20 protein-coding genes are annotated in these 25,865 nt (G+C 42.3%); 17 read left to right on the plus strand and 3 right to left on the minus strand.

What is annotated here, in order from left to right:
• The first annotated feature begins 52 nt into the window (after positions 1-52).
• From MKY99_RS06655 to MKY99_RS06690, 8 genes are all read left to right on the plus strand, one after another.
• Positions 53-1,792, plus strand: a complete 1,740-nt coding sequence (locus MKY99_RS06655; protein ID WP_339269433.1) for a histidine kinase — start codon at positions 53-55, stop codon at positions 1,790-1,792.
• Positions 1,793-1,794: 2 nt separating this feature from the next.
• Positions 1,795-3,135 carry a helix-turn-helix domain-containing protein gene (locus MKY99_RS06660; RefSeq protein WP_339269435.1) on the plus strand — a complete coding sequence of 447 codons (1,341 nt, stop codon included), beginning with the start codon at positions 1,795-1,797 and terminating at the stop codon, positions 3,133-3,135.
• A 125-nt stretch (positions 3,136-3,260) separates the two neighbouring features.
• Complete coding sequence (locus MKY99_RS06665) at positions 3,261-4,994, plus strand: extracellular solute-binding protein (RefSeq protein ID WP_149645115.1); 1,734 nt, start codon at positions 3,261-3,263, stop codon at positions 4,992-4,994.
• Between the two features lie 89 nt (positions 4,995-5,083).
• Positions 5,084-5,974, plus strand: a complete 891-nt coding sequence (locus tag MKY99_RS06670; RefSeq protein WP_339269438.1) for an ABC transporter permease subunit — start codon at positions 5,084-5,086, stop codon at positions 5,972-5,974.
• Between the two features lie 9 nt (positions 5,975-5,983).
• On the plus strand, positions 5,984-6,877 hold the full coding sequence (locus tag MKY99_RS06675) for a carbohydrate ABC transporter permease (RefSeq protein ID WP_042125110.1): 894 nt from the start codon (positions 5,984-5,986) through the stop codon (positions 6,875-6,877).
• A gap of 52 nt (positions 6,878-6,929) precedes the next feature.
• Positions 6,930-8,210 carry a Gfo/Idh/MocA family oxidoreductase gene (locus MKY99_RS06680; RefSeq protein ID WP_339269440.1) on the plus strand — a complete coding sequence of 427 codons (1,281 nt, stop codon included), beginning with the start codon at positions 6,930-6,932 and terminating at the stop codon, positions 8,208-8,210.
• Complete coding sequence (locus MKY99_RS06685) at positions 8,207-9,871, plus strand: DUF4091 domain-containing protein (RefSeq protein ID WP_339269442.1); 1,665 nt, start codon at positions 8,207-8,209, stop codon at positions 9,869-9,871. The genes MKY99_RS06680 and MKY99_RS06685 overlap by 4 nt, the downstream gene beginning before the upstream one ends.
• 30 nt (positions 9,872-9,901) lie before the next feature.
• The gene (locus MKY99_RS06690) at positions 9,902-11,650 is read left to right on the plus strand and encodes a beta-galactosidase family protein (RefSeq protein ID WP_339269444.1); all 1,749 of its coding nucleotides are present in this window, start codon (positions 9,902-9,904) and stop codon (positions 11,648-11,650) included.
• 191 nt (positions 11,651-11,841) lie between these two features.
• Here MKY99_RS06690 and MKY99_RS06695 read toward each other — a convergent pair whose 3' ends face one another.
• Positions 11,842-12,996 carry a response regulator gene (locus tag MKY99_RS06695; RefSeq protein ID WP_339269446.1) on the minus strand — a complete coding sequence of 385 codons (1,155 nt, stop codon included), beginning with the start codon at positions 12,994-12,996 and terminating at the stop codon, positions 11,842-11,844.
• 86 nt (positions 12,997-13,082) lie between these two features.
• Positions 13,083-16,178, minus strand: coding sequence for an ATP-binding protein (locus MKY99_RS06700; RefSeq protein ID WP_339269448.1), 3,096 nt, complete (start codon positions 16,176-16,178; stop codon positions 13,083-13,085).
• A 124-nt stretch (positions 16,179-16,302) separates the two neighbouring features.
• On the opposite strand from MKY99_RS06700, the gene MKY99_RS06705 reads away from it, so the two are divergent.
• The 4 genes from MKY99_RS06705 (at position 16,303) to MKY99_RS06720 (ending at position 18,999) form a co-directional block, all read left to right on the plus strand.
• Positions 16,303-16,863: an RNA polymerase sigma factor gene (locus tag MKY99_RS06705; protein WP_042185733.1), complete on the plus strand. Its 561-nt coding sequence runs from the start codon at positions 16,303-16,305 to the stop codon at positions 16,861-16,863.
• Positions 16,860-17,312 carry a zf-HC2 domain-containing protein gene (locus tag MKY99_RS06710; protein ID WP_339269450.1) on the plus strand — a complete coding sequence of 151 codons (453 nt, stop codon included), beginning with the start codon at positions 16,860-16,862 and terminating at the stop codon, positions 17,310-17,312. The genes MKY99_RS06705 and MKY99_RS06710 overlap by 4 nt, the downstream gene beginning before the upstream one ends.
• Positions 17,313-17,392: 80 nt before the next feature.
• Positions 17,393-17,890: a hypothetical protein gene (locus MKY99_RS06715; protein ID WP_042185734.1), complete on the plus strand. Its 498-nt coding sequence runs from the start codon at positions 17,393-17,395 to the stop codon at positions 17,888-17,890.
• A gap of 17 nt (positions 17,891-17,907) precedes the next feature.
• Complete coding sequence (locus tag MKY99_RS06720; protein WP_339269452.1) at positions 17,908-18,999, plus strand: DUF4097 family beta strand repeat-containing protein; 1,092 nt, start codon at positions 17,908-17,910, stop codon at positions 18,997-18,999.
• Between the two features lie 80 nt (positions 19,000-19,079).
• On the opposite strand, the gene MKY99_RS06725 is transcribed toward MKY99_RS06720, so the two are convergent.
• Complete coding sequence (locus MKY99_RS06725) at positions 19,080-20,060, minus strand: aldo/keto reductase (protein WP_339269454.1); 981 nt, start codon at positions 20,058-20,060, stop codon at positions 19,080-19,082.
• Positions 20,061-20,298: 238 nt separating this feature from the next.
• On the opposite strand from MKY99_RS06725, the gene leuB reads away from it, so the two are divergent.
• The 5 genes from leuB to MKY99_RS06750 all read left to right on the plus strand — a co-directional run bounded on the left by leuB (position 20,299) and on the right by MKY99_RS06750 (position 25,823).
• Positions 20,299-21,381, plus strand: coding sequence for a 3-isopropylmalate dehydrogenase (gene leuB, locus MKY99_RS06730; RefSeq protein ID WP_042125128.1), 1,083 nt, complete (start codon positions 20,299-20,301; stop codon positions 21,379-21,381).
• A gap of 161 nt (positions 21,382-21,542) precedes the next feature.
• On the plus strand, positions 21,543-22,082 hold the full coding sequence (locus tag MKY99_RS06735) for a peroxiredoxin (protein WP_339269457.1): 540 nt from the start codon (positions 21,543-21,545) through the stop codon (positions 22,080-22,082).
• 229 nt (positions 22,083-22,311) lie between these two features.
• Positions 22,312-22,719 (plus strand): hypothetical protein, encoded by a 408-nt coding sequence (locus MKY99_RS06740; protein ID WP_042125131.1) that lies wholly within the window; start codon positions 22,312-22,314, stop codon positions 22,717-22,719.
• Between the two features lie 368 nt (positions 22,720-23,087).
• Entirely contained in the window at positions 23,088-24,194 is a 1,107-nt protein-coding gene (locus MKY99_RS06745; protein WP_076298229.1) for an ATP-binding protein, read from the plus strand.
• Between the two features lie 123 nt (positions 24,195-24,317).
• On the plus strand, positions 24,318-25,823 hold the full coding sequence (locus MKY99_RS06750; protein ID WP_339269459.1) for a leucyl aminopeptidase: 1,506 nt from the start codon (positions 24,318-24,320) through the stop codon (positions 25,821-25,823).
• Positions 25,824-25,865: the final 42 nt, after the last annotated feature.

Raw genomic sequence — 25,865 nt, forward strand, 5'->3', positions numbered from 1 at the left:
GGTCTTTTTTATAGCTTTAAGGGCTCAAAATGAGTAGATACGGAGGTAGAGAATGAAGCTGCTGGCTACGGGAAAAGTAAAATGGTTCGTCTATCAGAAAGTTGTCATCGTATTTATCGTCTTTTTGATTCCGCTCATATCGATGAATATTTGGGTGAATTATAAGGGGATGTCATTCACCAAAAATACGATTTTGGACTCATCCCTGGCTGGGGCGTCGTTCTATTCCAAGCAACTGGATAAAGAGATATATTTCATCCGCAATCAACAATTACAATTTCAAGAAGATAAAAACATACAGAAGCTTAGTTTCCGAGGCGAAAGTTTAGAAAAGTATGAAGAGGTAGAATTAATCGGTAATGCTGAAGATCTATTGAATCGGATCATTGCCTCAAGCGAATATGTGGTTAACGCCGGGGTATATATTAAGTCTCTGGGCAAAACGATCTCTGGTAAGACGGGGATCACGTCTATTCCTAATATGGAGTACGAAAAAATTTCCTCGTTACTTAACGTTAAGCAGAAGCCTTCATTCTATCGGAGCGGTGATGCGATTTTCCTTATAGAAACAGGAGATAATGCGGAGCTTTGGTCGTATATTGAAATCTCAAAAGGTAAGCTATTGGAGGCACTAAATCAAATCGCAACCTTATATCAAGAATCGGAGGTATTTCTGGGAAGTAATGAGCTGGGCAATATTCTATCTACTACAGACGATCAGTTAGTATCTACTGAGGTCCTTAGACTCATCACCAAACAGGATCAGTTTAATTCCGATATCCCAGAAATAAACAAGGTGAACGGTAAAAGTTACTTTATTGCCCATAACTTTATCAGTTCTTTGAATCTATCCTTGATTATGTACGTGAATCAGAATGAAATCACAAGGCCTTTAAGCCAATTTAATACACTACTATATGCCTCTTTCGTCATCGCTATTGTGGTAATGATACTTTATTCTTATTCGGTAAATCTAATGATTCATAGGCCCTTATCTAAATTGGTTAAGACATTCCGTATGGTAGAAACGGATAATCTTGATTTAGTCATCGAGTCAAAGACCAAAGATGAGTTTTACTATATATTTAATAGTTTTAATCGCATGGCTTCTAGACTTAAGCGTTCTATTGAGGAAAATTATGAACAGAAGATTGCCCTGCAGCATTCGCAGTTGAAGCAATTGCAGTCACAGATTAACCCTCATTTTCTCTATAACAGCTTCTTTAATATTTACATGATGTGTAAAGTAGGAGATTCCGATAGTGCGGCTGAGCTCTCACAAAAGCTAGGGAGCTACTACCAATACATCACAAGAAGTGGATCGGACGAGGTGCCTTTCTTTAAGGAGTATCAGCATGCGCTTGATTATTGTGAAATTCAGTGTATTCGCTTCTCGAATCGTATTTCTTTCGAATATGAAGAAATACCCGTTTTGGCGAATGCGATTTTAGTACCGAGGCTGATTATTCAGCCGATTGTTGAGAATGTGTTCGAGCATGCTTTCGAAGACGACTCCCGACACGGGGTTGTCTATATTGGTGCGGAATGCGAAGAGGGAATAGTAATTATCACAATTGAAGATAACGGCAATCTTTTAAAAGATGAGGAAATAGAGTACTTGCAGAAGAAACTTGCGATGGGTCTGAAACAAGTTGAGAAGACGGGATTAATCAACGTTAATAATAGACTCCAATTGAAGTACGGACCAGATAGTGGCTTGTTTGTCTCACGCAGCAAATATGGAGGATTGAGGGTAGAACTGATAGTTAAATATGAGAGTAAGGAAGTGTGATTATGTATAGATTACTAATCGTAGATGACGAGCCTGTGATTGTGAATGGATTAGTCCAACTGTTTCAGGATAACTCAGAATTTGAACTGGATATACGAAAAGCTTACTCCTCAAGCGAAGCTCTTGAAATTGCTAAGAAAACGAAATTGGATATTATGGTTAGCGATATTCGTATGCCTCAGAAGAATGGTCTCCAGCTCGTGGACGAAATCGTCTATTATTGGCCATTATGCCGAGTGATTTTCCTTACAGGATACAGTGAATTTGATTATGTATACGAAGCGATTCGTAAGAATGTGGACAATTACATTCTGAAAACGGAAGGAATTGAACCTATTTTCCAAGCTGTGAAGGCAGCAATCGACAAGCTAGACGAGGAGAACCGTCGTAGACTTCAATTGGAGAAGGCACAAATGCACTATCAAATCGCTAGTTCCTTCCTAAAGAGAGAGCTGATGGAGCGGGTGCTGAGCGGGGAGTCTATTACTTCTATACTCAATAATGTACGTTACAAGGATGTAGAGTTCGGCATTGCATTAGATCGTCCTTCGTTCTTTCTTGTTGGTATCTTGGATCGACTAGATGATCCTAAATTTAAAATGCCTCCGTCTGTTCAGCGTATTTTCCATGATCACCTGCCTGCATCTATTGCATGTGAAGAAGTGGTTTATGATGATCGTGTAATCATATGGCTGCTTCAACCAGATGAAGGGTTGCTGAATCGCTTTCGTAGTGGCTATCCAGATCAAGGGGTGAATTGGCCTGGAATCGTTGCTTATATGAGAGGGATATTAGAGCCTGTACAGAATGAGTGTGATGAGCTGCTAAGTGTCTGCGTTTCATTCGGAATATCGGGGGATTTACTTAACCATTGGGAATCAATCCATCTTCAAGTTGAAGCCGTGCGCACTATGATTCTTAAGAGAGCTTTATTAGGTCAGCACATGCTTATCTTAGACCTTGAGAAACTAAGTCAACTTGAGGATACGATGCACAAAGCTGGAGGAATCGAGCAGGAAGATTTCAAGACGCTAATCATCGAACAAATTCACCAGTTTGTGCAGGAGAACTTATCTGGAGATTTATCGCTTACCTCAATTGCTGCAGAGGTGCATCTTAATCCGTCCTATTTATCTCGTTATTATAAACAGACGACAGGACAAAATTTATTAGAGTATATCCAGTCGACGAAGCTGCATGTTGCTCTGCAGCTGATGAAGAATACAACTCTGAAATTAAATGAAATCGCCATCCGGGTCGGTTTTGAATCACCATCCTACTTTACAACATTCTTCAAACGCAAAATGGGTTTATCTCCACAGGATTATCGAAACTCAAAATAAGTAAATAAAGTGAAAGTGATGTAAAAAAAGTGAAATTGAAAGCGGTTTCCTCTGTGACTAAAATAATAACTAGGAACACTGATTAACAACAAGAATTGCAGCAAACAAAGGGGGGAAGCGTTCAGATGAAAAAAATGAGACCATGGAAAATGATTTTGTCAGTAACGATGATTCTTTCATTATTGTCAGCATGTGGAAGTCAAGGGAATGGAAATGCGAATGCACCATCTACGCCTAAGGAAGAGACTACGAATAGTGCGACAGACAGCGCCACAGCACCTGATCCACTAGGGAAATACCCGGAAACGGTCACTGTTACAGAAATACTAGGATATAATCCACCAGAAGATCCAAGAACTCCAAGCGGAATAACACCGGAACAAAATGCCTACCTGAAAGATCTCAAAGAGATGATGAATATTGAAGTGAAATACAAATGGACCGTTCCCTCTGCCCAGTTTGAGCAGAAGTTCTCGCTTGCCATGGCATCGGGGGATCTACCCGATGTGATAGAAGTTGATCAGAAGAACTATGAGAAACTTAAAAAGCAAGATATGCTTGCTGATCTGACAGATGCTTATGCACAATATGCGTCACCAGCTCTTAAGGCTTATATGGACTCAGATGGTGGATTCGCGATGAAAACGTTCAGTGCGGATGGTAAGCAATTAGGTATTCCTGCATTTGAAGATCCCTTCTTATCCACGCAGCTGCTATGGATTCGTCAAGATTGGCTTAATAATCTAGGTTTACAGGCACCGAAGACGATCGATGAGCTTGAGAAAGTTGCACAAGCATTCACACATAATGATCCAGATCAGAATGGTAAGAATGACACCTATGGTATCGCCATGCAAAAGAATCTCTTCTTTTGGGGATTTGATGTCAGAGGTTTCTTTAATGGATTCGGTGCTTATCCTTCCGTTGGTGATAAACAATCGGCTTGGATTAAAGGCGGCGATGACAAATTGTTACCGGGATTGATTCAGCCTGAAGTGAAGACTGCACTTGGTAAGCTACAAGCATGGTATAAAGATGGAATTATTGATAAAGAGTTTGCACTAAAGGATGAGAATAAGGCTGTAGAAGATCTGACTGCAGGTAAAGTGGGTATTTCCTACGGAGAGTGGTGGTATCCGAACTGGCCGCTTAACTCCAGCGTAGACAAAGATCCAAAGGCGGATTGGATTGCAATTCAGCTTCCAGGGATTGATGGTCCAGCTAAATCACTCGTTCCAAAAATCCGCAGCAACAAAATTTTCGTTGTGAACAAAAAGATGAAGAACCCCGAAGCAGCGATTAAGATGCTCAATTTCTACATCGAAGTTGGTAATAAGAAATACAAGGATAAGAACAAAGCGGCAGATGGCTATGTATACAACTGGTTTAACCCAAGGATTGCCAACCCTGTTGATATTGATACGATTTACAGGGAAGTAAACAAAGCGCTCGATGCTAATCAGACTGAAATTACAATAGACGATGCAAATTATAAGACCGTTGCGGATACTTTTAAAGCGACTAAGGACTTCCTGGCAGGCGACACATCTAACGCTACCAAAGGTGTAAACTGGGGTCAATATTATAGCCGGGCTGCAAAAGACGGTGGCTGGGGCTTAACACGACAAATTAAAGAAAATCAACAATTTGTATACAACGAGTTTTACGGTCTTCCTACACCAACAGTAGTGGAAAAGGGCGGTCAGCTGGATAAGTTGATGCAAGAGTCCTTTACCAAGATTATCATGGGTGGTTCTCTTGATGATTTCGATAAATTCGTGGATAGCTGGAAGGCACTTGGCGGTAATGAAATTATCGATGAGGTCAATGAATGGTATAGCACGGAAGCTACGAAATAAATCATAGGGACAAGAAAGCGGGTGAGGTGAGTCGGGTGAGCCGACTCACCTCCCGTTTTAAAATGAGTAAGTTGGTGAGGAGGGCATCTATGAAATCACTGAAGAAAGAATATCCGCTTCATATCATGTTAATACCGGGTGTGATTGTTACACTGATTTATGCCTACGGACCGATGGCCGGCCTGGTTATGGCGTTTCAGCAGTTTGAGCCGTTATCCGGTTTTTTTAAATCTGATTTTGTGGGATTAGATAACTTCCGTTATGTATTTAATTTACCGGATTTCAAGCAAGTACTTTGGAATACGCTAGTCATAGCTATCATCAAAATGGTATTGTCTCTGCTTGTCCCGCTCATTCTAGCTCTATTATTAAATGAGCTTACTAAGAAATGGTTCGCAGGTTTTATTCAATCCGCCATTTTCCTCCCGTTCTTCCTTTCATGGACTGTCCTTGGGGGTGTCATTATTGAATTATTCTCTCTGAATGGACCTATTAATGGCTTAATTTCCTCTATGGGCTTAGAACCTATCATGTTCATGCTTGATAATGGTTGGTTCAGGGGGATTATCATTGGCTCGGATGTCTGGAAAGGCATGGGCTACAATATGATCATCATGCTTGCTGCCATCACAGGAATTAATGCGACGCTGTATGAAGCGGCAGAGGTAGATGGTGCAGGGAAATGGAAGCAAATGCTTAACATTACGCTTCCAGGTATAGCACCGATTATTATTTTACTTAGTGTATTAGGTCTCGGTGGTATTCTTAACGCAGGTTTTGAGCAGATATTGATTATGTATAACCCGACTGTATATGCAGGGGCAGATATAATAGATACATTTGTCTATCGATTGGGGATGTTCAGCCAACAATTTGGACCTGCGGCAGCAGTGGGTCTCTTTAAATCGATAATATCTTTATTTATGGTATCAACAACTTACTATGCAGCGTACAAATTTAACAATTACCGCATATTCTAGGAGGTGGAGATGGTGCTACATAAACAATCATTCAGCAGAAAGTTATTTATCGTGTTCAATACGCTGTTGTTAACTTTCATTACCATACTCGGCATTATCCCATTTGTACACTTACTCTCCATCTCACTTAGCTCGAATACAGCTGCGATGGCTGGAGAAGTGAAGCTTTGGCCCGTCGGCTTTTCCTGGGATGCTTATGTATATTTAGGAGAAAAGGTAGAGTTCTTTCGTTCCTTGGGAGTCTCCGTAAAACGAGTAGTGCTCGGTTCAGTAGTTAACTTGTTTCTAGTATTTATTACTGCTTTTCCGCTTTCCAAATCGAATGATCAGTTTAAATTTAGAACCGTATATGTATGGATATTCGCGATTACGATGTTTTTTGGAGGCGGCTTAATTCCGACGTATATCGTAGTGAAGAATACAGGCTTAATCGATTCCATATGGGCACTTATCTTACCAGGTGCATTGAATGTATGGAATATGGTTCTGATGCTTAACTTCTTCAGATCTATTCCAAGAGAATTGGATGAAGCGGCTACGATTGATGGTGCCGGACATTGGAGAGTACTTTGGCAAATTTATTTACCGATATCCCTTCCATCCATCGCAACGATTGGGTTATTCACCATAGTTGGGCATTGGAACGCTTGGTTTGACGGTATCCTTTACCTGAATTCACCTGAGCATTATCCGCTACAGACCTATCTTTCTACCTTGATTATGTCTATCAATGCCCAGATGTCATCGATGTCCATTGAGCAGCTCAAGGTGATGGAGAACCTGAGTGAGAAGACGATCCGAACGGCGCAAATATTCATGGGCGCATTGCCAATTATGGTAGTGTATCCATTCTTACAAAGGTATTTCGTAAAAGGAATGACGGTTGGTAGTGTTAAAGAATAAAGAAATAGAGTACAGACATAGCATAAAGTCTCATATGAAGGAGCAGATTGCGATGAAGAAAGTTACTGTTGCTTTAATTGGAGCGGGCCTGCGAGGAATTAATTATTCAGAATATGCGATTCAGCACCCCAATGAGCTTCAAGTTGTAGCTGTTGCAGAGCCGAATGCGAAGCGGAGAAATAAATTTAAGGCAAGACATAAGCTGGCTGATGATATGTGCTTTACCCATTGGGATGATTTTTTTGCCTCCCCGAAAGTAGCAGATGCGGTATTCATCTGTACCCAAGACAATCAGCATTATGTGCCAACAATGAAAGCACTGGAGGCAGGGTATCATGTACTATTAGAAAAACCGATGTCCCCTGATGCCAAGGAATGTGTACTTATGGGGGGAATGGCCTCTAAAGTGAATCGTGTCTTCTCGATATGCCATGTATTGAGATATACCAATTTCTTCTCTACGATCAAGGAACTACTGGAAAGTGGTGCCATCGGAAAATTGATGTCTATTCAACATAATGAGAACGTGGGTTACTGGCATCAAGCTCATAGCTTCGTAAGAGGGAATTGGCGCAAAAAGGATGAGTCCAGTCCGATGATTCTCGCTAAGTCCTGTCATGATCTGGACATTCTTTCCTGGTTGACAGATTCAGAATGTGTTCGAGTGTCTTCCTTCGGCTCACTGTCCCATTTCAAATCTAGTGAAGCACCGGAAGGAGCCCCGCTACGTTGCACAGATGGATGCCCAGCAGCAGATAAATGTCTCTATTATGCTCCTAATCAATATTTGACGGAGGATACGGATTGGCCTACATCGGCAATTAGCGATGATCCAAGCTATGAAGCCCGACTGAATGCTCTTCAGGAAGGACCTTATGGACGATGTGTCTATCATTGTGATAATGATGTCGTCGACCATCAAGTGGTAAATCTAGAATTTGCTAATTCCGTAACTATAGCTTTTACAATGAGTGCGTTTACCAAAGATGTAAGTCGTACCCTCAAGCTGATGGGTACCACGGGAGAAATTCGCGGTGCGATGGAGAAGAATGAAATTGAAGTGATCCATTTTGGCAGCGGTAAGGTAGAGAGAATCTCGTTCGAGAATGCAGGTGGTCATGTTGGTCATGGCGGCGGCGATATGGGGTTAATCAAAGATTTTGTTAAGCTGGTTCGAGCGGAAGGAAAGATTCAAGGTCTTACATCAGCAAATCATTCCGTTCAAAGTCACCTTATGGCTTTTGCAGCGGAGCAATCTCGCATCGAGGGTAACAGTATTGTTCTGAGAGAATTTGCACAAAGTGTCTGTAATGATGAAGAGGTGAAGCAATGATGAATGCTCCGCAGCCATTTCAGACGATGTTATTAAGTTCGTTGGTTAAGGTATTTGCTGATGAAGTGCCGAATCATGAACCCTATCACAGTGCAACCGCACTTGTCGGGGAAACATTTTCGTTCCAAGTCGCTTATACCTCAGATACACTTTTAAAGAATATTGAAGTAGAGATAAAGTCATCTCTTCCAGATCTAATATGTATAAGATCCGTTGGACTTGTTCCCTCAGAAATGCCTTGTTTCAAAAATCATGATGACGATGTGCTAAGGACTACGCCGGGATTATATCCAGATCCATTGTATACGCTGGATCAACAATCTATTTCATCGATCCCGGGACAATGGCGATCTTTATGGGTGGCGATAACCTTGGATGAAACAATGAGTACGGGGCTTCGCTCTATTCAGGTCCTCTTCAAATCATCTGAAGGGCAGATATTAGGTGAATCGGATGTATTCGAGTTAACCGTCATCCCTGCAACACTACCGCCGCAACAGTTAATTCATACGGAATGGTTCCATGTGGATTGTCTTGCTACAAAGTATGGTGTCGAAGTATTTAGTGAAGCGCATTGGGCCCTTATAGAACGTTATGCAGATACGATGGTTAAGCATGGCATGAACATGATCTTAACTCCGTTGTTTACACCGCCTTTGGATACAGCCATTGGTGGAGTACGTCCAACCGTTCAATTGATTTCCGTGACTAAAGCGGGAAATCGTTATGAATTCGGATTTGATCTGCTTACTCGTTGGGTATCGATGTGCCGCCGACTTGGCTTCAAATACTTTGAGTTCTCTCATTTATTTACTCAATGGGGTGCAAAATGTGCACCGAAAATAATGGTAACCATTCAAGGTGAAGATCAGCAACTATTCGGTTGGGATACGGACGCATCCTCAGCGGAATACCGTAGTTTCTTGGATCAATTTTTACCTTGCTTAGATCAATATTTGAAAGAGCAGGGAATAGACCAGCAAAGCTGGTTCCATATTTCAGATGAACCAGGAGAGGAACATTTGGAATCGTACCGAGCTGCAAGTGAGATCATTTATAAACATTTATCAAGTTATCCGATCATGGACGCTTTGTCCGAATTGGAGTTGTATGAACAGGGCCTGGTGAAAAGGCCGATTCCTGCGAATACGCATATTGAACCGTTCTTAGAACATCAGGTTCCAGACCTTTGGACGTACTATTGCTGCGCTCAAGGTGAACAAGTATCCAACCGGTTTTTCAACATGCCGTCTGCTAGAAATCGTATAATCGGGTTTCAATTGTATAAATTCGGATTACAGGGCTTCTTGCATTGGGGTTATAACTTCTGGTACTCGCAATATTCATTGAATCAGCAGCTGGACCCTTATCGTACGACTGACGCTGAGCATGCATTTCCCTCAGGAGATGCCTACTTGGTCTATCCGGGAGTAGAAGGCCCGATTGAATCCATTCGACTGGAAGTTCTATATGAAGGGTTGCAGGATTTGCGCGCACTAGAATTACTTGAGCAGAAAATTGGCAAGAAAGCAACGATAACCATTATGGAAGAGGGTCTGAGTACATCGTTGACCTTCTCTGTATACCCGAGGGATCAGGGAACATGGCTCTTAGAGGCAAGAGAGCGGATCAATCAAGCGATAGCAAGTTATTCTACTTAAGTGATCATACCATTACGAGGTGTTGAGAATATGGCAACTTTTCATTATTCAGGATCTTCCTTTTATTATAACGATCAGGCGATACGGCTTATCTCAGGAGCCATCCATTATTTTCGGACTCTGCCGAAACATTGGGAAGACCGTCTTATCAAATTAAAAGCTTGCGGCTTCAATACGGTTGAGACCTATGTGGCATGGAATTTACACGAGCCGAAGAAAGGCGAACATAATTTTGAAGGTATGGCAGATGTAGTCCGGTTTATTGAATTGGCTGGAGATTTGGGTCTGCATGTCATCGTTCGTCCCGCACCTTATATTTGTGCAGAATGGGAATTTGGTGGACTGCCATCTTGGTTGCTAGCTGATTCGGATATGCGTCTTCGATGCTACCATAAGCCATTTCTAGATCATGCAGATGCGTATTATGATGTATTGCTCCCCAAATTACAACCACTGTTATGTACGAATGGTGGCCCGATCATTGCTATGCAGATTGAGAATGAGTACGGAAGTTACGGTAATGACAAGCGCTATTTAAATCATTTAAAAGACAGCATGATTTCCCGTGGGATAGATGTACTACTATTCACTTCCGATGGACCTGAAGACGCGATGTTACAGGGAGGTATGGTCCCAGGTGTGCTGGAGACGGTGAACTTTGGATCACGTCCAGTAGAAGCATTCAACAAGCTCCGTGAATACCAACCAGAGGCTCCAATCATGTGTATGGAATACTGGAACGGTTGGTTTGATCATTGGCGTGAGGAGCATCATACGCGCCCGGCTGAGGATGTAGCGAAGGTATTGGATGAGATACTTAGTTTAGGTGCATCCGTTAATTTCTATATGTTCCATGGCGGAACTAACTTTGGGTTCTACAACGGAGCGAATGGACATACGTTTGACAGCTATGAACCAACAATTACTAGTTATGACTATGATTCCTTACTGAGTGAATCCGGTGAGCCGACAGCTAAATATTATGCAGTTCGTGAAGTGATCTCCAAATATGTAGATCTCGGACCCATTGAGTTGCCAGCTCCTGTCGCTAAGAGAGCATATGGGAGAGTAGAGATGAAGGAGCAGACTTCACTTACCGCAAACTTGAATCGTATTTCTGCACCTATTCACTCTGCATACCCTGAACCGATGGAGAAATTGGCTCAGGATTATGGCTTTATACATTATAGTACGTTCCTTACAGGACCTCGCCCCAAAGATGAGTTCTTCATCCAAGATTTACATGATCGTGCATTAGTCTTTCTGAATGGAGAGCTCACTGCAACCTTAGATCGTGTAGAGCCAGAGGTGAAATTAGAGTTCGAGGTTCCGGCCGAAGGGCTGCATGTTAGTATACTTGTGGAGAATTTAGGACGCGTCAACTATGGTCCTTTTATGAGAGATTGTAAAGGGATTACCGAAGGGGTACGTTATGGACGGCAGTTTCTGTCGGAATGGATGACTTATACGTTGCCATTAACGGATTTATCTGGTCTGCAGTTTGAAGGTCTATTCAGGCAAGTGGAACCTTGCTTCTTCCGTAGCACCTTAGTTGTGGATGAACCTTGTGATACGTTCTTGAGCATGGAAGGATGGACTAAAGGCGTCGTGTTCATTAATGGGTTCAACCTTGGACGCTATTGGAATATCGGACCACAGAAAACAATGTATGTGCCAGGTCCTCTATTGAAACAAGGCGACAATGAGATTGTCATCTTTGAATTGCACAGCACTTCAGATACCGCTGTTACCTTCGTAGATTACCCGGATTTAGGATAATAGGGCATAGCTCTGCCAACAACATGTTAGAATTGCGGCTTATTGAACAATGTCTGAATTTGCTTCGACAAGTTTGTTCAATCTTGCGTAATTCGCTAGCTTCGTTTAACTAGCTGTTTCAAACGCAGCAATTAATATATCGTAACAACAAAGACACCCGAATAGATCCGGGTGTCTTTGTTAAATAGAAACTATTTCTTGCTGCGTATTCTAAGGTTATGTAGTTCCCATTGTTCATACCAATCTTGAACAACGGCAGGAAGACCAATACTAAGATCGCCTTTCAATAATTCCGTCAGATTCTTGTATTGTTCTTCCACAGCGGATCGTTCCCCAATACTGTCGTAGACCTTCATTAATCCTAAATGTCCTTGTTCAAAATAGGGCTGAAGCTGTACTACCTTTTGATACACGGTGACAGCTTCGGGAACTCTGTTGTTGTCGATATAGAACTGGGCCATTCCCATAGCATGGTGTAGCCAAATGGTGCGCAGACGTTGTCGTTCGCCCTCCGCCCACAAATAATCGTAATCTCCAAAATAATCCCCCGAATAAAGTTCAAATAAGCTTTGATGTTCTGAACAATTGTTCTCTCTGATGGATTCGAGTGCAAGAATGTTGTGCTCCCACTGGGCTGCATCGATTAGAAGCGGCCCGGTCTCAAGCGTATACCCTTCCCCGCCACTAACGTTGCTGATATGCAGATCTACCTCACTCTGCTTTAAACATTGCCGTACTTGATAAATGGTTGTGTAGAGATGGGTAGAAGCCTTTTTAAGATTGAAATCTGGCCATAGTAGGTCAATCAGGGTATCTTTACTGACGAATCGATTGCGATTATGAAGCAAGAAAGCAAACAATTCTTGTGCCTTAGAAGTTCTCCAACGGAGATTGTTTAAAGGTTGTCCTCCTCGTTCAAAACGCAGCGATTGAAAACAACGAATCGTTAGTTCATGTGCTACCTCTGTGCTTTTTGGTGCAAACCTCAATCTGTCCTCCAAGCGTTGTACTGTTTTGAATAAACGGTCATGTCGCACGGGCTTCAAAATATAATCAATCGCATTTAACTCAAAGGCTTCCACTGCATATTGGTTATACGCGGTCACGAAAACGATATTAGCGTTTGGACACACCTCTTGCAGAATTGCGGCAGCTTGAAGCCCGCTCACTTCAGGCATTTCAATATCAATAAAAATAACGTCAGGCTCCAAGGCTGGGGCATCTTGTATAGCTTGAACAGGATCTGTATAGGACGCGATGATATGAACAGCTTCCATTTCTTTTAACATGAATTCTAACTTTACGAGAGCAAGACGTTCATCGTCCACCAATACTGCTTGAATCATTGTTATTTCACCACTCAATATAGTATTTTTTAGCAAAAAACAATAAACTCTTCTTTATTTTTCGGTTCATTATAGTCTGTCTGTGACTAGGTATTTTTGTGATTCATATTTCTTTTTTCAGAAGGGATTATGAAACTTACTGAAGTACCTAGCCCTTCCTTGCTTTTAATTTGCAAACCCTTAGCATAGACACGTAACAAGCGTTTATGTGTATTAAGAAATCCAATCCCTCTTGTTACATTAGACTGACTGCTCAGCAGTTGCTGAAGTTGCTCGGAAGTCATACCTTTACCATTATCAGCGATTGTAATCTCGATGTCATCAGCTAGTTCTTTGATGGATATTGAAAGCGTACCTCCTTTGGAGCGGCTTAATATACCATGCCTAACGGCATTTTCAACGAGTGGCTGAATGGTCAAGGGAGGTAACTGAAAATGTAGATTTTCTGTTAAATCCCAGTTGATGGTCATCCTGTCCTCAAAGCGCTCTTTCTCTATGTACAGATAGGCACGGACAAGCTCAAGCTCGTGTTCAATCGGTATCATCGGCTCAGCGTTCAAGAAGTTAAAGCTTAAGCGTAAATAAGAGCTAAAGGCATCCATAAGGTGACCCATACGCTGTGTATCAAAAGATGCCAGAGCAGATATAGAATTTAATGTGTTGAATAAAAAATGTGGTTGTATTTGCGCTTGAAGATATGCTGCTTCCAGACGAAGCCGTTCACTTACGGACTGTTTTAAGTCTGTTAAGGAACGTACCCGTCCTCTTAGCTCCATAGCGTTCATGGGTTTCATTACATAGTCGTTCGCGCCCGAAACAAATCCGGTGTAGATATCTTCCGGCTGGCTACGTGCGGTCAGAAGTAGAATAGGAAGCTCAGCTATAGTAAAACGTTCACGAATTCTCTGTGTTAATTCATAGCCGGACATCTGGGGCATCATTACATCTGTAATGATTAAATCCCATTGATCAGTATCCAGTTTTATTAAAGCATCAATTCCACTGGTTACCGTAACCATTTCATAGTCTTTGATGGACAGTACGCTAGTAAGGATTTTCAGATTAACCGGGTCATCGTCAACAGCCAAAATCTTAGGTCTTCTTCCATCCGTTGAAGTAGCAGATGTAGTGTTAAATTCGGATAGCCTAATATGAGATAGTTTGTCCGTGTATTCAGTCACTGTTGAGAATTCTAAATTGAATTTTTGAATGTTTGAATCGGATAGAGGCATAGTAAAAGTAAAAGTAGAGCCTTTGCCAAGTGAAGATTTTACGCTAATCTCTCCACCGTGAAGTTCAACTAACTGTTTACAAATACTTAAGCCCAATCCAATTCCACCACTTATTGCTGTCACGCTTGAGTCACCCTGTTCATAGGGTTGGAAGGCTCTAAGCTGTGTTTCCTCGTTCATTCCAATGCCAGTATCCGTAATATGGATGCGCGCCACACCCTTATGAATATCTGCATGGACCCTAACTGAGCCTACACTCGTATATTTCACAGCATTTTGAAGCAGATTGAACAAAATCTGAATGAGTCTTTTCTCATCTGCCACAATAGAAGGAAACGAGTCGGGAATCTCCGAGATTAGTGTAATGTGCTTACCTTCCGTTAGGAACTTGAGCATATCGAGTACGCCAACAGCTACGGATTGAATGGGAACATTTCTTAACTGTAATTGAATGTTGCTTTCACGAAGCTGTGATTGATCTAGAAGATCGTTTATCAGTAAAGACATACGTCTTCCGACGGTAATTAGCAGTTCTAGATTATTTGCGTTCTGATGCATTAAAGAGTCTCTCTCACTGTCTAAGACGGTCTCAGCAATATTAATGATGCTATGTAGGGGGTTTTTCAGCTCGTGAGAGGTATTAGCTAGGAAATCATCCTTTTGCGTAACGGTTCTTTGTAGGCTTTTTGCCAGATTTTCAGTCTGCTTAGCATTCCACAAATAGCGCTTAAACCCAAAAGTCGCAAAGCATAAAAAGGCAATAATCAGGTCGAAAGGATAATAGGTAACGTCAACCAGATCGAAATTTTTGAACAATCCCCAATGATTGCTGTTAATGATGGCTAGGATAGATAGCAATAGAAAAATAGAGCCATCGTTGTTTTTAAGCGCAGATTTCAGAAAGAGAACTACAACTTCTAATGATAGAACGAATATATTGATGAAAAAAAGAAGCGTATATGATTCGTAATAGTGGACAACGGGACCAAGCAGTATGAAAAGGATATGTACCAAGGATAAGCTGGTCAGGATCCGAACGCTTTTAATTTTTAAATTATGGAACATTAGTTGCTTGCTTGTCAGTAAGATGAATATAAAAGCCATAATATTAGATATGATTAATAGTTTTAAGCTCCATTGGTAGTTTAAGGGAAGCATATGCAGCAAAAGCTTGTCATCATCAATGAGTACTGTAGTTATAGCGGAAATTACCAACAGAAAAAAATAGATCAACATCTTTTGCCGCGGACCAATGGTATATAATATTGCTGCATAGACGGCATGGAGTAGAAGTACTACACATAATAACAGTTGAAGGCCTATAGAAACGTTCCTCTGTTGTGTTAAAGTTTTTTCGTTACCAAATAAAATGGGTTTAAAAATACCGCCTGTATGAGCTAAAGAGTAGTTGGCTACATGAATCACAATTTCAATTTCAGTCTTATCCGTTGTAAAAGATACGGAGTAAGGTAATACACGAGCAACATAGTCTTCTTTATTGGCAGATGGAGAACCTGAATTTTCCAGTAGTTCACCATTGATATATATTTCCGAAGAAGTCCGAACCCCAGATATAAGTATGCCATAAGACTGCTTTTCGTTTTTATCTACAAGAATCCGTAACCGATAGGAGCCGTAGCCAAAAGCAGACTTTTCGCCATTATGAATGGTATCGTTCCACTGATCCGGGACTTGTATATATTTTTTAGGGGGAGCTTTGTTTAGAGATTCTTTATTGAAAGTGGGAAGCAGCGTATTAGGATAGAACTCCCATTGCCCTTTTAAGTTAAGGAGCTTGTCTTGATTCAATTCTTTATTCCGTAAATCGAGAACTCCTTTGACTAATTGTGGTTGTATAGCATGAGGCGAAGCCCAAACCCATAGGAAGCGAAATCCAGTAAGTATAGTTAGAAATAGCACGATAATTAGAAAGAGTTTTCGTTTAGTCATAGTAATTAAACATTATTCGACAAAAAACAATATATTCCTTTCACAAAAATATTTCAAAAATTTCAAAAAAAGTTACGGCAAAGTTGCAGGGGATTAGAATTGGCTGGCGTCTAACGTTATGTAGGTGAAGGAGGGGAGAAAGCTGGAAGAGAAGGAATGGATTTCTGCTGTGCTGAACGGTGAGCATCAGGCCTTTGGGCATTTGGTGACACGTTATCAAGGCATGGTATACAGAGTGTGCGTCAAGATTACTGGAGAAGCCGAATCGGCCAAAGATATGGCCCAAGAGGTTTTTATAAAAGCATACAAAGCGCTCCCCTCCTTCAGAGGACAGTCTACCTTCTCGACTTGGCTTTATCGGATAGCCTATCGAACCTGTCTGGACTGGAAACGGGCCAATGATAGGGAGTGGAGGCATCGGAGTGCAGCTGATTACACTGAGAATGATTGGGTAACGTCTCAAACACCAGAGCAAGAGGTGCTAGAGCAGGAACAATCAGCTGAGCTGGGTGAGAATGTGAACAGCCTTGCGGAACCGTACCGGTCGGTCGTACAGCTGTACTATTTTCAGCGAAATTCTTATCAAGAGATAGCGGAGCAAAAGGGTGTTTCCGTTAAGACTATCGAATCGCAGCTTTATCGTGCCAGACAGATGATGCGTAGACAAAGGGAGGAATTGCGATGAATTGTGCAATAGTGAAGGAATGGATGCCACATTACATTGACGGCCTACTGTCTCCAGATATGGAGCTGCGTATCCGGTTGCACATACAATCCTGTCCTGATTGCGCGCAGTGGCTGGAGGAAGCTAAGGAAATGTCCGCTCTTTGGTCAGAAATGGAAACGGACAGTGAATATCAGCATGAACAGATGGACTTTCCAGATCTCGCAGCTGGTGTTATGGCCCATATCGAGCAGCTCGAAACAGGACGCAGAGAGCGAGCGGTTAAAGCGACAAGCGTAAGACGTCGCTATGCTCCTAGAACATCTTGGATGCATTATGCGGTGGCTGCCTGCTTGAGCTTCTTATTGTTACAGTTTGGCGTTTTTGAGAATTTGGCTTATGGGATTACTGAAATTAATGGTCATGTGTCGAATTCGGTGACCCAATGGTTTGGTGGTTTTAGAAAATAGTCATAAAGAGATTTATAAATAATAGATGGATTCAGGTAAACTGAAAAGTTTATGCTATCCAAATTTTAGGAGGATGTATTATGATTAAGAAGAGACGTTGGCTCACTTTTATGCTAGCTATGGTTCCTGGTGTAGGTCATTTGTACTTAGGTTTCAAAAAGCAGGGGCTGCAGTTTATGATCGGGGCTTCCTTATGTATTATGTTTATTCCGTCTGAGCCCATGATCTTCCCTTTTGCGCTAGCTGCACTATGGTTTTACCAATTGTTTGATGCCCTGCAGAAAGCGGCTTGGATGAAAATAACTGCAGCCGAACATGAGCGTATGATGTTCCATCCTGACAGCTTCGGAGAACCTTGGACGATGGGGATGTCCTCTATGCCGGGTTACCCACATGAAGATGTGAATCCGGCTTGGGTTGGTGTTGGATGTGTTGTTGCCGGTTTCCTTATGCTGGTGATCTCAGCATTTCCGACGCTTTGGAGAATGTTAATTGAGATTAACATTGGTACGATCTTGCTATCACTGGGTCTGATTGCGTACGGTCTGAAGATGCTAAGAAACAATACGAGAGCGTAAGAAACGGGGATTTGACTATGGGGAGATGGAAAATCGGGAGTTTTACTGCAGCTATAGGCTGCATTGCACTTGGTGTCATTATTGTGATGGCTCAGTATAATATGATCAGCTATGAAGTACTTGGTTATTTATGGCCAGCACTGTTGATCCTGTTCGGACTCGAGATGTTGCTAAGATTGTTTATCAAATCCGATGCCAAAAGTCGTGTGAGCGGTTGGGCAATCCTATTGATCATCCTGTTGGTTGGAGCAAGCAGTGCACAGAGCGTAATGGCCGGAGGCTCACTTAGCAGTTTAATCGGGAATACACATTTAACTCCACTAAGCGGCAATCTCGAAGTGAAAGACAATATTACGACGCTGAAAATCGTACTTCCAAGTGGAAAAGTAAAGGTCGAGGGAATAGATGGAAGCTCATTGGATTATGAGGGAAGCTTACTCCTACCTGGAAAATCGCAAAGTGAAGCCGAAAGTGCGTTGGAAAAGAAATGGAAAGTAAAAACTGAGGGAGATACACTGATTATGGAGCTTGATACAGATCATAATTGGTTCTCTAATATTCAGTTTGGATTTAATACTAAAAGTCCTTATTTAAATGTAAGTGTACCTAGCAGCCTTGCCGTTGAGGTAGATACTAGTGACGGGTCTATAGAAGCCTGGGATTTAAAGTCTGGCTTAGTGGTTGATACTAGTAATGGGGTTATAAATATTCATGATGTTGCTGGCGGAGTTGAAGCAGATACCAGCAATGGCTCACTGACTGTTCAGAACATCCAAGGTGGAGCGCAGCTCAAAAGCTCTAATGGTGCAATTATATTGGATAATATAGATGGAGCGTTGACGGCAAAGAGCAGCAACGGCAAGATCACTATTAATTCAGCAGTGACTGGAAAATGGAAATGTTCGTCTAGTAACGGAAAGATTACGGTGGGGTTGCCAACTGTGTCCGATGCGAAGATTACAGCGGATACTAGCAATGGCTCACTGAAGGGGAATGTCCCTTGGGATCTAGACGGGGACAGCTTTGGCACTGCCATTCTTGGTAAAGGAACTTATACTGTGGACCTAAGTACGAGTAATGGAAGTGTAACCGTGGACACAGCTGAATAAGTACGAACAATAAAGGGAGTTAAGGCTTCAGCGATTGGTTCTGCTGAAGCCTTAGCTCCCTTTTTCAAATTATAAGTAACCTACCAAGCGTAAGCTTTAGGAGCTTCTCCGCCCGGTCCTGGAAAGATCTCATCTAAACGTTTAAGGACAGATTCATCTAGCACAATCTCAAGACTGCGCAGTGCACTCTCGAATTGCTCTAGTGTGCGTGGTCCAATAATTGGTGCGGTTACAGCAGGATTGGCTAATAACCATGCTAGTGCTACATTATCTTGTGGTTCCCCAAGCTCTATACATAAGCTTGCAAAAGCCTCAAGCTGATCTTTGTATTGCTCTACGCGCTCAGCATTTCCTCCACTGCGGCTGCCTTCTATTTTCTTAAGTGCATTGCGTCCAAGAAGACCTCCATCCAGTGGGCTCCAAGGAATAACGCCTAATCCATGATGGAGAGAGGAAGGTAATACTTCAAGTTCAGGAAGGCGACAGGTGAGGCTGTATTTATGCTGCTCAGAAATCAAACCCAAAAAGCCACGTGCCTTCGCTTCTTGTTGGGCTACAGCGATATCCCATCCCGCAAAGTTACTGGAGCCGACATAACCAATCTTTCCTTGGTTTACAGCAAGCTCGAAAGCCCCCCACAGCTCGTCCCAAGAGACACTACGGTCAACGTGATGCATCTGGTACAATTCAATATGATCGGTCTGGAGACGCTGCAGAGACCCCTCTAGATGGCGGCGTATAATATAAGATGATAGTCCACCCTCATCATTAGGGCCATCGAGCTTATCGCTCATTGCACCGTATACCTTGGTAGCTAACACGACCTTTTCACGTCGCCCACCACCTTGCTTAAACCAACGACCAATAATCGTTTCTGTTAAACCGGAATTCTCACCCCAACCATAAATGTTAGCGGTATCAAAAAAATTAACACCTGCGTCGAGTGCAGCGTCCATAATACGGAAGGCTTCTTGTTCATCTGTTTGTGGGCCGAAGTTCATTGTTCCGAGACATAGCCGACTGACCTTCATACCGGATTTACCAAGCTTAGCATATTGCACTTCGCATTCACTCCTTAGGTAGATGATTTCAACTTAATTGTAAACATCTTCAGAAATAAGAGCAAATAAGAGCAAATATGAAGCGGCAATTTGGATAAGTTGTCTTATCTCATTGAATTATAGGCTATGCCTATCAACTCAATAGAATCTATATCTTTGTCCTTTACGACTGGGTATGATACAACATTATAAAGAAGAACTATGTCTGTTAGAGCAGACCACTTGAGGAGTGACTGAGATGAGTGAGGTTAAAAAAATCGCCGTAATCGCAGGGGACGGTATTGGACCTGAAGTAGTAGCTGAAGCAGAAAAAGTATTGAAAGCAACGGAAGAAGTATTTGGTTATGCTTTTGAAACGGAGCACGCTCTTTTTGGAGGCATTGCAATAGACGAAAGAGGCACACCGCTGCCGGAAGATACACTGGAAATCTGTCGCAGTGCTGACGCCGTATTACTGGGCGCTGTAGGCGGACCGAAGTGGGATAACAATTCTAAGGAGCTTCGTCCTGAAACCGGATTGCTTGGCATTCGCAAAGCACTTGGATTGTTCTCAAACTTACGTCCAGCAGTCGTATTCGATTGCCTTAAGGACGCTTCGACATTGAAGCCAGAAGTGCTGGAAGGTACCGATCTTATGGTCGTTCGTGAGCTGACTGGTGGGATTTATTTCGGAGATAAACTGCGTCGTCAAGGTGAACATGGTGAAGAAGCAGTGGATACCTGTGTATATAACGTAATGGAAGTGGAACGAATTGTGCGTCAGGCTTTTGAGATTGCTGGCAAGCGTCGCAATAAGCTGGCAAGTGTTGATAAAGCGAATGTACTTGAAACTTCACGTTTATGGCGTGAGGTCGTAAATAAGATTGCTCCAGAATATCCTGAGGTAGAGGTTGAACATGTACTCGTTGATAACTGTGCAATGCAGCTGCTGCGTCGTCCAGCTAGCTTTGATGTTATCGTTACCGAGAACATGTTTGGTGACATTCTGAGCGACGAGGCTGCGATGTTGACAGGTTCTATCGGTATGCTTGCTTCCGCTTCGATGGGCGATGGTAACTACGGTCTCTACGAGCCCGTTCACGGCTCCGCACCTGATATTGCCGGACAAGGACTTGCGAACCCGATTGCAACAATCCTGTCCTTAGCACTAATGTACCGTTTAACCTTTGGTTATGAGGATGCGGCTGCTGCGATAGAGGCTGCAGTAGCTGAAGTATTGGATGCAGGACACCGTACAAGTGATATCGCCGTAGATAAGAGCAAAGCGATCAGTACATCTGAAATGGGCGACCTGATTGTTGCAGCTATCCGCAAAGCATAATAAAATCTAATTTCTAATTACGATTATAGGGGAATTTGTCTAAGATTGACTTTGATTTTGTGCGATGATACCATTTGATATGTAGACAAGATGTAAATTATTCCAGCATATCACGACAAGAAATGGTTGGTTTCTTACATAATCAAAGGAGGATTTTGGCAATGGCTGAACGTTTAGTAGGTAGACCAGCTCCAGATTTTACTATGCAAACCATATCAGGTGATGGTAAGGATTTTGGTAAAGTAAGTCTGTCCGACTATCGTGGCAAATGGCTGGTATTCTTCTTTTATCCTCTGGACTTCACTTTTGTATGTCCGACTGAAATCACAGCTCTCAGTGAAGCAGCTGCGCAGTTCGAAGCGCTTGATACAGAAATTCTCGGCGCAAGTGTAGATTCGATCCACAGCCACAAAGCATGGATCAATACACCTAAGGATTCGAATGGTCTTGGCCGTTTGAATTTCCCGCTTGCTGCTGATATTACTAAACAAGTTGCTAAAGACTACGGCATTCTGATTGAAGAAGAAGGTATTGCATTGCGTGGATTGTTTATCATTGATCCTGAAGGTGAATTGAAATATCAGGTCGTTAATCACAATGATGTAGGTCGCAGCGTAGAAGAAACACTTCGTGTCCTGCAAGCCCTGCAATCTGGTGGCTTATGCCCAATGAACTGGAAACCAGGTGACAGAAACCTTTAAATGTTGTTCTGCTATTATCTGATCTTTGATATTTTGATTTCGACCTCCTTGCAGAAGTTTTTTCTGTAAGGAGGTTTTTTGCACCAAAAAAGGCTTAAATAAAAAATGGATTTGAAAATAGGCGTGAAAAGTTATATTATGTCCTCGAGTGGAGGAATCTCCATTGGGGTAATGTAATACAATAATAAAAACTCAGATGGGTTAGTTATTCTAAGGAGGGTGAACAAATATGAGCTTTTGCTGTGGAGCGAGTATGGTAGGAACAAAGGGAACCCTTAAACATTATCGCACGCAAGTCCATAATGTTCCCCTGCTTTTTTGTCCGGTATGTCATCGTGTAGAGGTTCACTATAAGGTCGAAAACGAGTATGAGATCTTGGCGGAATACGCACATGGAGACGGTGTTACTGATGTGGATTTTCAGGACTATGTCATGGAAGACGAAACTGCAATATTCGAGAATGTCATTAACATCGAGAGTGAAGAGCCTCTAGCTATTGTGCGGAGTCAGATCGATATGGCGCTTGACCTGCTTGCTGTAGCCAAACAGATTGAGGATACGAAGTGGGAACGGGAATTGAAGAAAAGATTAGCTGTGATGAGTCAAAGACGCCTTCGTCTGCAACAGAAAGCGTAAGATTATTTACAATTTGGGTCTGACCCATTTCTTTATCAAGGCCTTCGCAACTGCGAGGGCTTTTAGCTTTTTCTGAATTTTTCTTAAACGTGTTTAAATCAATTGAACGAATTAATAGTAATAAATATAATTAGATGTGATTTTTTATATGTCTTTGGAATCATTTTATGAATTTTTTTATCATTCGACAGTTTCTCTGATTGCGTTGTCTACTTCACTTGGATATGATTGGAATATAATTGAACCGGTTGGAAAAAGTGCAACGATTACCGAATGTTCTGGCGGCTTCGTCATATACTCAAATACATAGTAATTTGATGTCGCTTTAGCGTCTTCGTCAAATGCAGTAAAAGGGGGAACTTCGTATCGTGATTAGCCAATATCAAGAAAGTCTTCTATTACCGGGAAGAACCTATCAATCAGGACCTGTGGATACTACATACGAGGATGTACTAGAGAATATTGACAGCGGAATCATGCTTTTTGATGAAGAGGGAGTTATAAGTTTTGTAAATAAGCAAATGTACGGGATGCTTGAATTAACCCGTCACTCCCTTGTTGGCTGTACAATATCACACCTGTTATCTAACGTTCGACTGAGCCGCTTTAAGAAAAAGCAAGTACTACAAAGCTATAGAGAGATGGTATACAAAGGAAAATCTAATTATGAGTTTTTAGACGAGTATGGCCGGTACTGGAAAGTTACACTATGCTGTGGAGAACAAATGAAGGGTTGTTATTTGTTTACAGTTAAAGAAATCTCCGATTATAAGTTGATTGAGCAAACGGCTTACCAGAACGATAGTTTGGCTATGCTAGGTAAATTATCTGCATCTATTGCACATGAAATCCGGAATCCATTAACTGCAATTCGTGGATTTATTCAATTGCTTCACCCGCATCTACAGCAGCTTGGGAAGCAGGAATACGGCAAGATAATCTTGGCAGAGATCGATCGTGCCAATGATATCATTCATGAATTCCTTACTTCCTCCAAGCCGTCAGTTCCTCAAGTGGGAATGATTCCTGTGTCAGCTTTACTCAAGGAAGTAGTGCTGCTTACAGAGAGCGAAGCCCTGATGAAAGGTTGCCAGATCAATCTACATCCTTTTCAGGAGGGAGATATGATGATTTCTGGAGATGTAAAACAAATGAAACAGGTAGTCCTCAACCTGATTAGAAACGCTATGGAGGCCGTTGCGGATAGAGCAGATGGTCTAATGGGTATAATAGAGGTTGGAGCCCACAGAGAGGGTTCTGAGGTCCGTATGTTCATCTCTGATAACGGAAAGGGAATGGATATCCGTACACTGGACAGGTTATTTAGTCCATTTTTTACAACTAAGGAGAATGGGACTGGGCTTGGGCTATCCGTGAGTGACCGAATCATCAAAAATCATGGCGGATGTATCTCTGTCAGTAGTAGAGTTAACGAAGGTACTCATTTTGTAATCTCATTGCCATTAATTCATTAGTACATTCGAATAGAATATAAAGTGTTTAAGAGGCTGATCCCTGCGGATAATACAGATGCAGAGATCGGCCTTGCTTATGTTACAATGGGGGTTGGTTTTGGGAGACAAATGGAGGTAGACACAATGAATATAGAATTTAATAGTGGCAGTGCCATTAATGAAATACAGGGTGATGCCCTTATTCTTATCATCTCTGAGTCGGAAGCCCAACATGGAGGCCTCTCAGAGAGGTGGAATGACAGAATTCGATTATTAGGAAGGTCAGGTCTCTTTAGTGGGAAGCTGAATCAGACTTATGTAATGCCATTAGATTATCCATCTGGTTGTCCTATAGCTATTTTAGTTGGAAAAGGGGATCAATTACTTAGTACTGAAGACCTACGTCAAATGGCGGTTCAGATAGCACGTGCAGCACTTCGATTGAAGGCAATACAGCTAGTGTTTCAGTTGCCTGAAGGTGTTCAGGAGCTAACAGAAGATAAGGATATCGTATCTATTGCCTATGCGTTGTCTGAGGGGTTGTCACTTGGTTCCTATCGTCGTCCCACATATAAGCAGGAGCAATCTCAATATACAGGTCCAAACTCGGTTATTTTTACTATCGAGAAGAAGACAGCGGATACTTTCGAGCGTGACTGGAATCTGGGCATGCAGAGAGGGCTGGCTTTTGGTGAGGCTACGAATCTGGCACGGAACTTGACGAATATGCCCGGCAATCTGCTGACTCCATCTGACCTTGCTGTGGCCGCTATAGAAGTTGCTGAACGTTATGGATTTCCTTCCGAAGTGCTGGATGAACGGGAAATTGAGCAAAAAGGAATGGGCGGATTGCTCGCAGTCGGAAAAGGAAGTGTAAACCCTCCTCGAATGATCGTCATCCGTTACCAGGGAACGGGGCACTGGGATAATGTAGTGGGGCTGGTCGGTAAAGGGATTACTTTTGATACGGGGGGAATTTCCTTAAAAAGAGCCCCAGGCATGGAAGAGTTAATCAGTGATATGGGAGGCGCAGCGGCTGTGCTTGGAGTCATGGAGGCATTAGGCCGATTACGTCCACGAATTAATGTCGTAATGGTCATTCCATCCGCTGAGAATATGCCATCTGCTAATGCCTTTAAACCCGGGGATATCATTACATCAATGAGCGGAAGAACCATAGAAGTATTGAATACCGATGCAGAAGGCAGACTTGTACTTGGGGATGCGCTGACCTATGCCCGGGAATGGGGAGCGAAACGAGTTATTGATGTCGCTACGCTGACAGGTGCAGTGTTGTCGACATTAGGAGATATAGCTACAGGTGCTGTTACTAACAACGAGGAATTTATGGAGCAGTTTCTGACAGCAGCTAATGTTTCGGGTGAAAAAATATGGCAGCTTCCGGCTTACCCGGAATTCCGTGAAATGCTAAAGAGTGAAGTGGCCGATATCCGTAACACCGCAGGAAGATTCGGGGGAGCCACTACCGCTGGGTTATTTGTAGGTGAGTTTGCGGAAGGTCTGCCGTGGATACACCTAGATATTGCTGGAACTGCATTTCTTTCTAAAGAACGTGGAGTTAATCCTAGAGGCGGTACAGGAGTCATGGTTCGCACATTGGTTCAGTGGTTGCTCGGCGAAAGCGAATGATTAGCTCTTCATAATCAACAAAAGAAACCTCGCCCTAGGACA

Source organism: Paenibacillus sp. FSL R5-0470 (assembly GCF_037975205.1).
Taxonomy (GTDB): domain Bacteria; phylum Bacillota; class Bacilli; order Paenibacillales; family Paenibacillaceae; genus Paenibacillus_AQ.

What these genes read in the sequence shown, in the direction of transcription:
- MKY99_RS06655 (WP_339269433.1), top strand. Translation starts at nt 53, where the DNA reads ATGAAGCTGCTGGCTACGGGAAAAGTAAAATGGTTCGTCTATCAGAAA.
- leuB (WP_042125128.1), top strand. Translation starts at nt 20,299, where the DNA reads ATGAGTGAGGTTAAAAAAATCGCCGTAATCGCAGGGGACGGTATTGGA.
- MKY99_RS06670 (WP_339269438.1), top strand. Translation starts at nt 5,084, where the DNA reads ATGAAATCACTGAAGAAAGAATATCCGCTTCATATCATGTTAATACCG.
- MKY99_RS06660 (WP_339269435.1), top strand. Translation starts at nt 1,795, where the DNA reads ATGTATAGATTACTAATCGTAGATGACGAGCCTGTGATTGTGAATGGA.
- MKY99_RS06690 (WP_339269444.1), top strand. Translation starts at nt 9,902, where the DNA reads ATGGCAACTTTTCATTATTCAGGATCTTCCTTTTATTATAACGATCAG.
- MKY99_RS06735 (WP_339269457.1), top strand. Translation starts at nt 21,543, where the DNA reads ATGGCTGAACGTTTAGTAGGTAGACCAGCTCCAGATTTTACTATGCAA.
- MKY99_RS06665 (WP_149645115.1), top strand. Translation starts at nt 3,261, where the DNA reads ATGAAAAAAATGAGACCATGGAAAATGATTTTGTCAGTAACGATGATT.
- MKY99_RS06720 (WP_339269452.1), top strand. Translation starts at nt 17,908, where the DNA reads ATGGGGAGATGGAAAATCGGGAGTTTTACTGCAGCTATAGGCTGCATT.
- MKY99_RS06700 (WP_339269448.1), bottom strand. Translation starts at nt 16,178, where the DNA reads ATGACTAAACGAAAACTCTTTCTAATTATCGTGCTATTTCTAACTATA.
- MKY99_RS06680 (WP_339269440.1), top strand. Translation starts at nt 6,930, where the DNA reads ATGAAGAAAGTTACTGTTGCTTTAATTGGAGCGGGCCTGCGAGGAATT.
- MKY99_RS06710 (WP_339269450.1), top strand. Translation starts at nt 16,860, where the DNA reads ATGAATTGTGCAATAGTGAAGGAATGGATGCCACATTACATTGACGGC.
- MKY99_RS06740 (WP_042125131.1), top strand. Translation starts at nt 22,312, where the DNA reads ATGAGCTTTTGCTGTGGAGCGAGTATGGTAGGAACAAAGGGAACCCTT.
- MKY99_RS06675 (WP_042125110.1), top strand. Translation starts at nt 5,984, where the DNA reads ATGGTGCTACATAAACAATCATTCAGCAGAAAGTTATTTATCGTGTTC.
- MKY99_RS06685 (WP_339269442.1), top strand. Translation starts at nt 8,207, where the DNA reads ATGATGAATGCTCCGCAGCCATTTCAGACGATGTTATTAAGTTCGTTG.
- MKY99_RS06750 (WP_339269459.1), top strand. Translation starts at nt 24,318, where the DNA reads ATGAATATAGAATTTAATAGTGGCAGTGCCATTAATGAAATACAGGGT.
- MKY99_RS06715 (WP_042185734.1), top strand. Translation starts at nt 17,393, where the DNA reads ATGATTAAGAAGAGACGTTGGCTCACTTTTATGCTAGCTATGGTTCCT.
- MKY99_RS06695 (WP_339269446.1), bottom strand. Translation starts at nt 12,996, where the DNA reads ATGATTCAAGCAGTATTGGTGGACGATGAACGTCTTGCTCTCGTAAAG.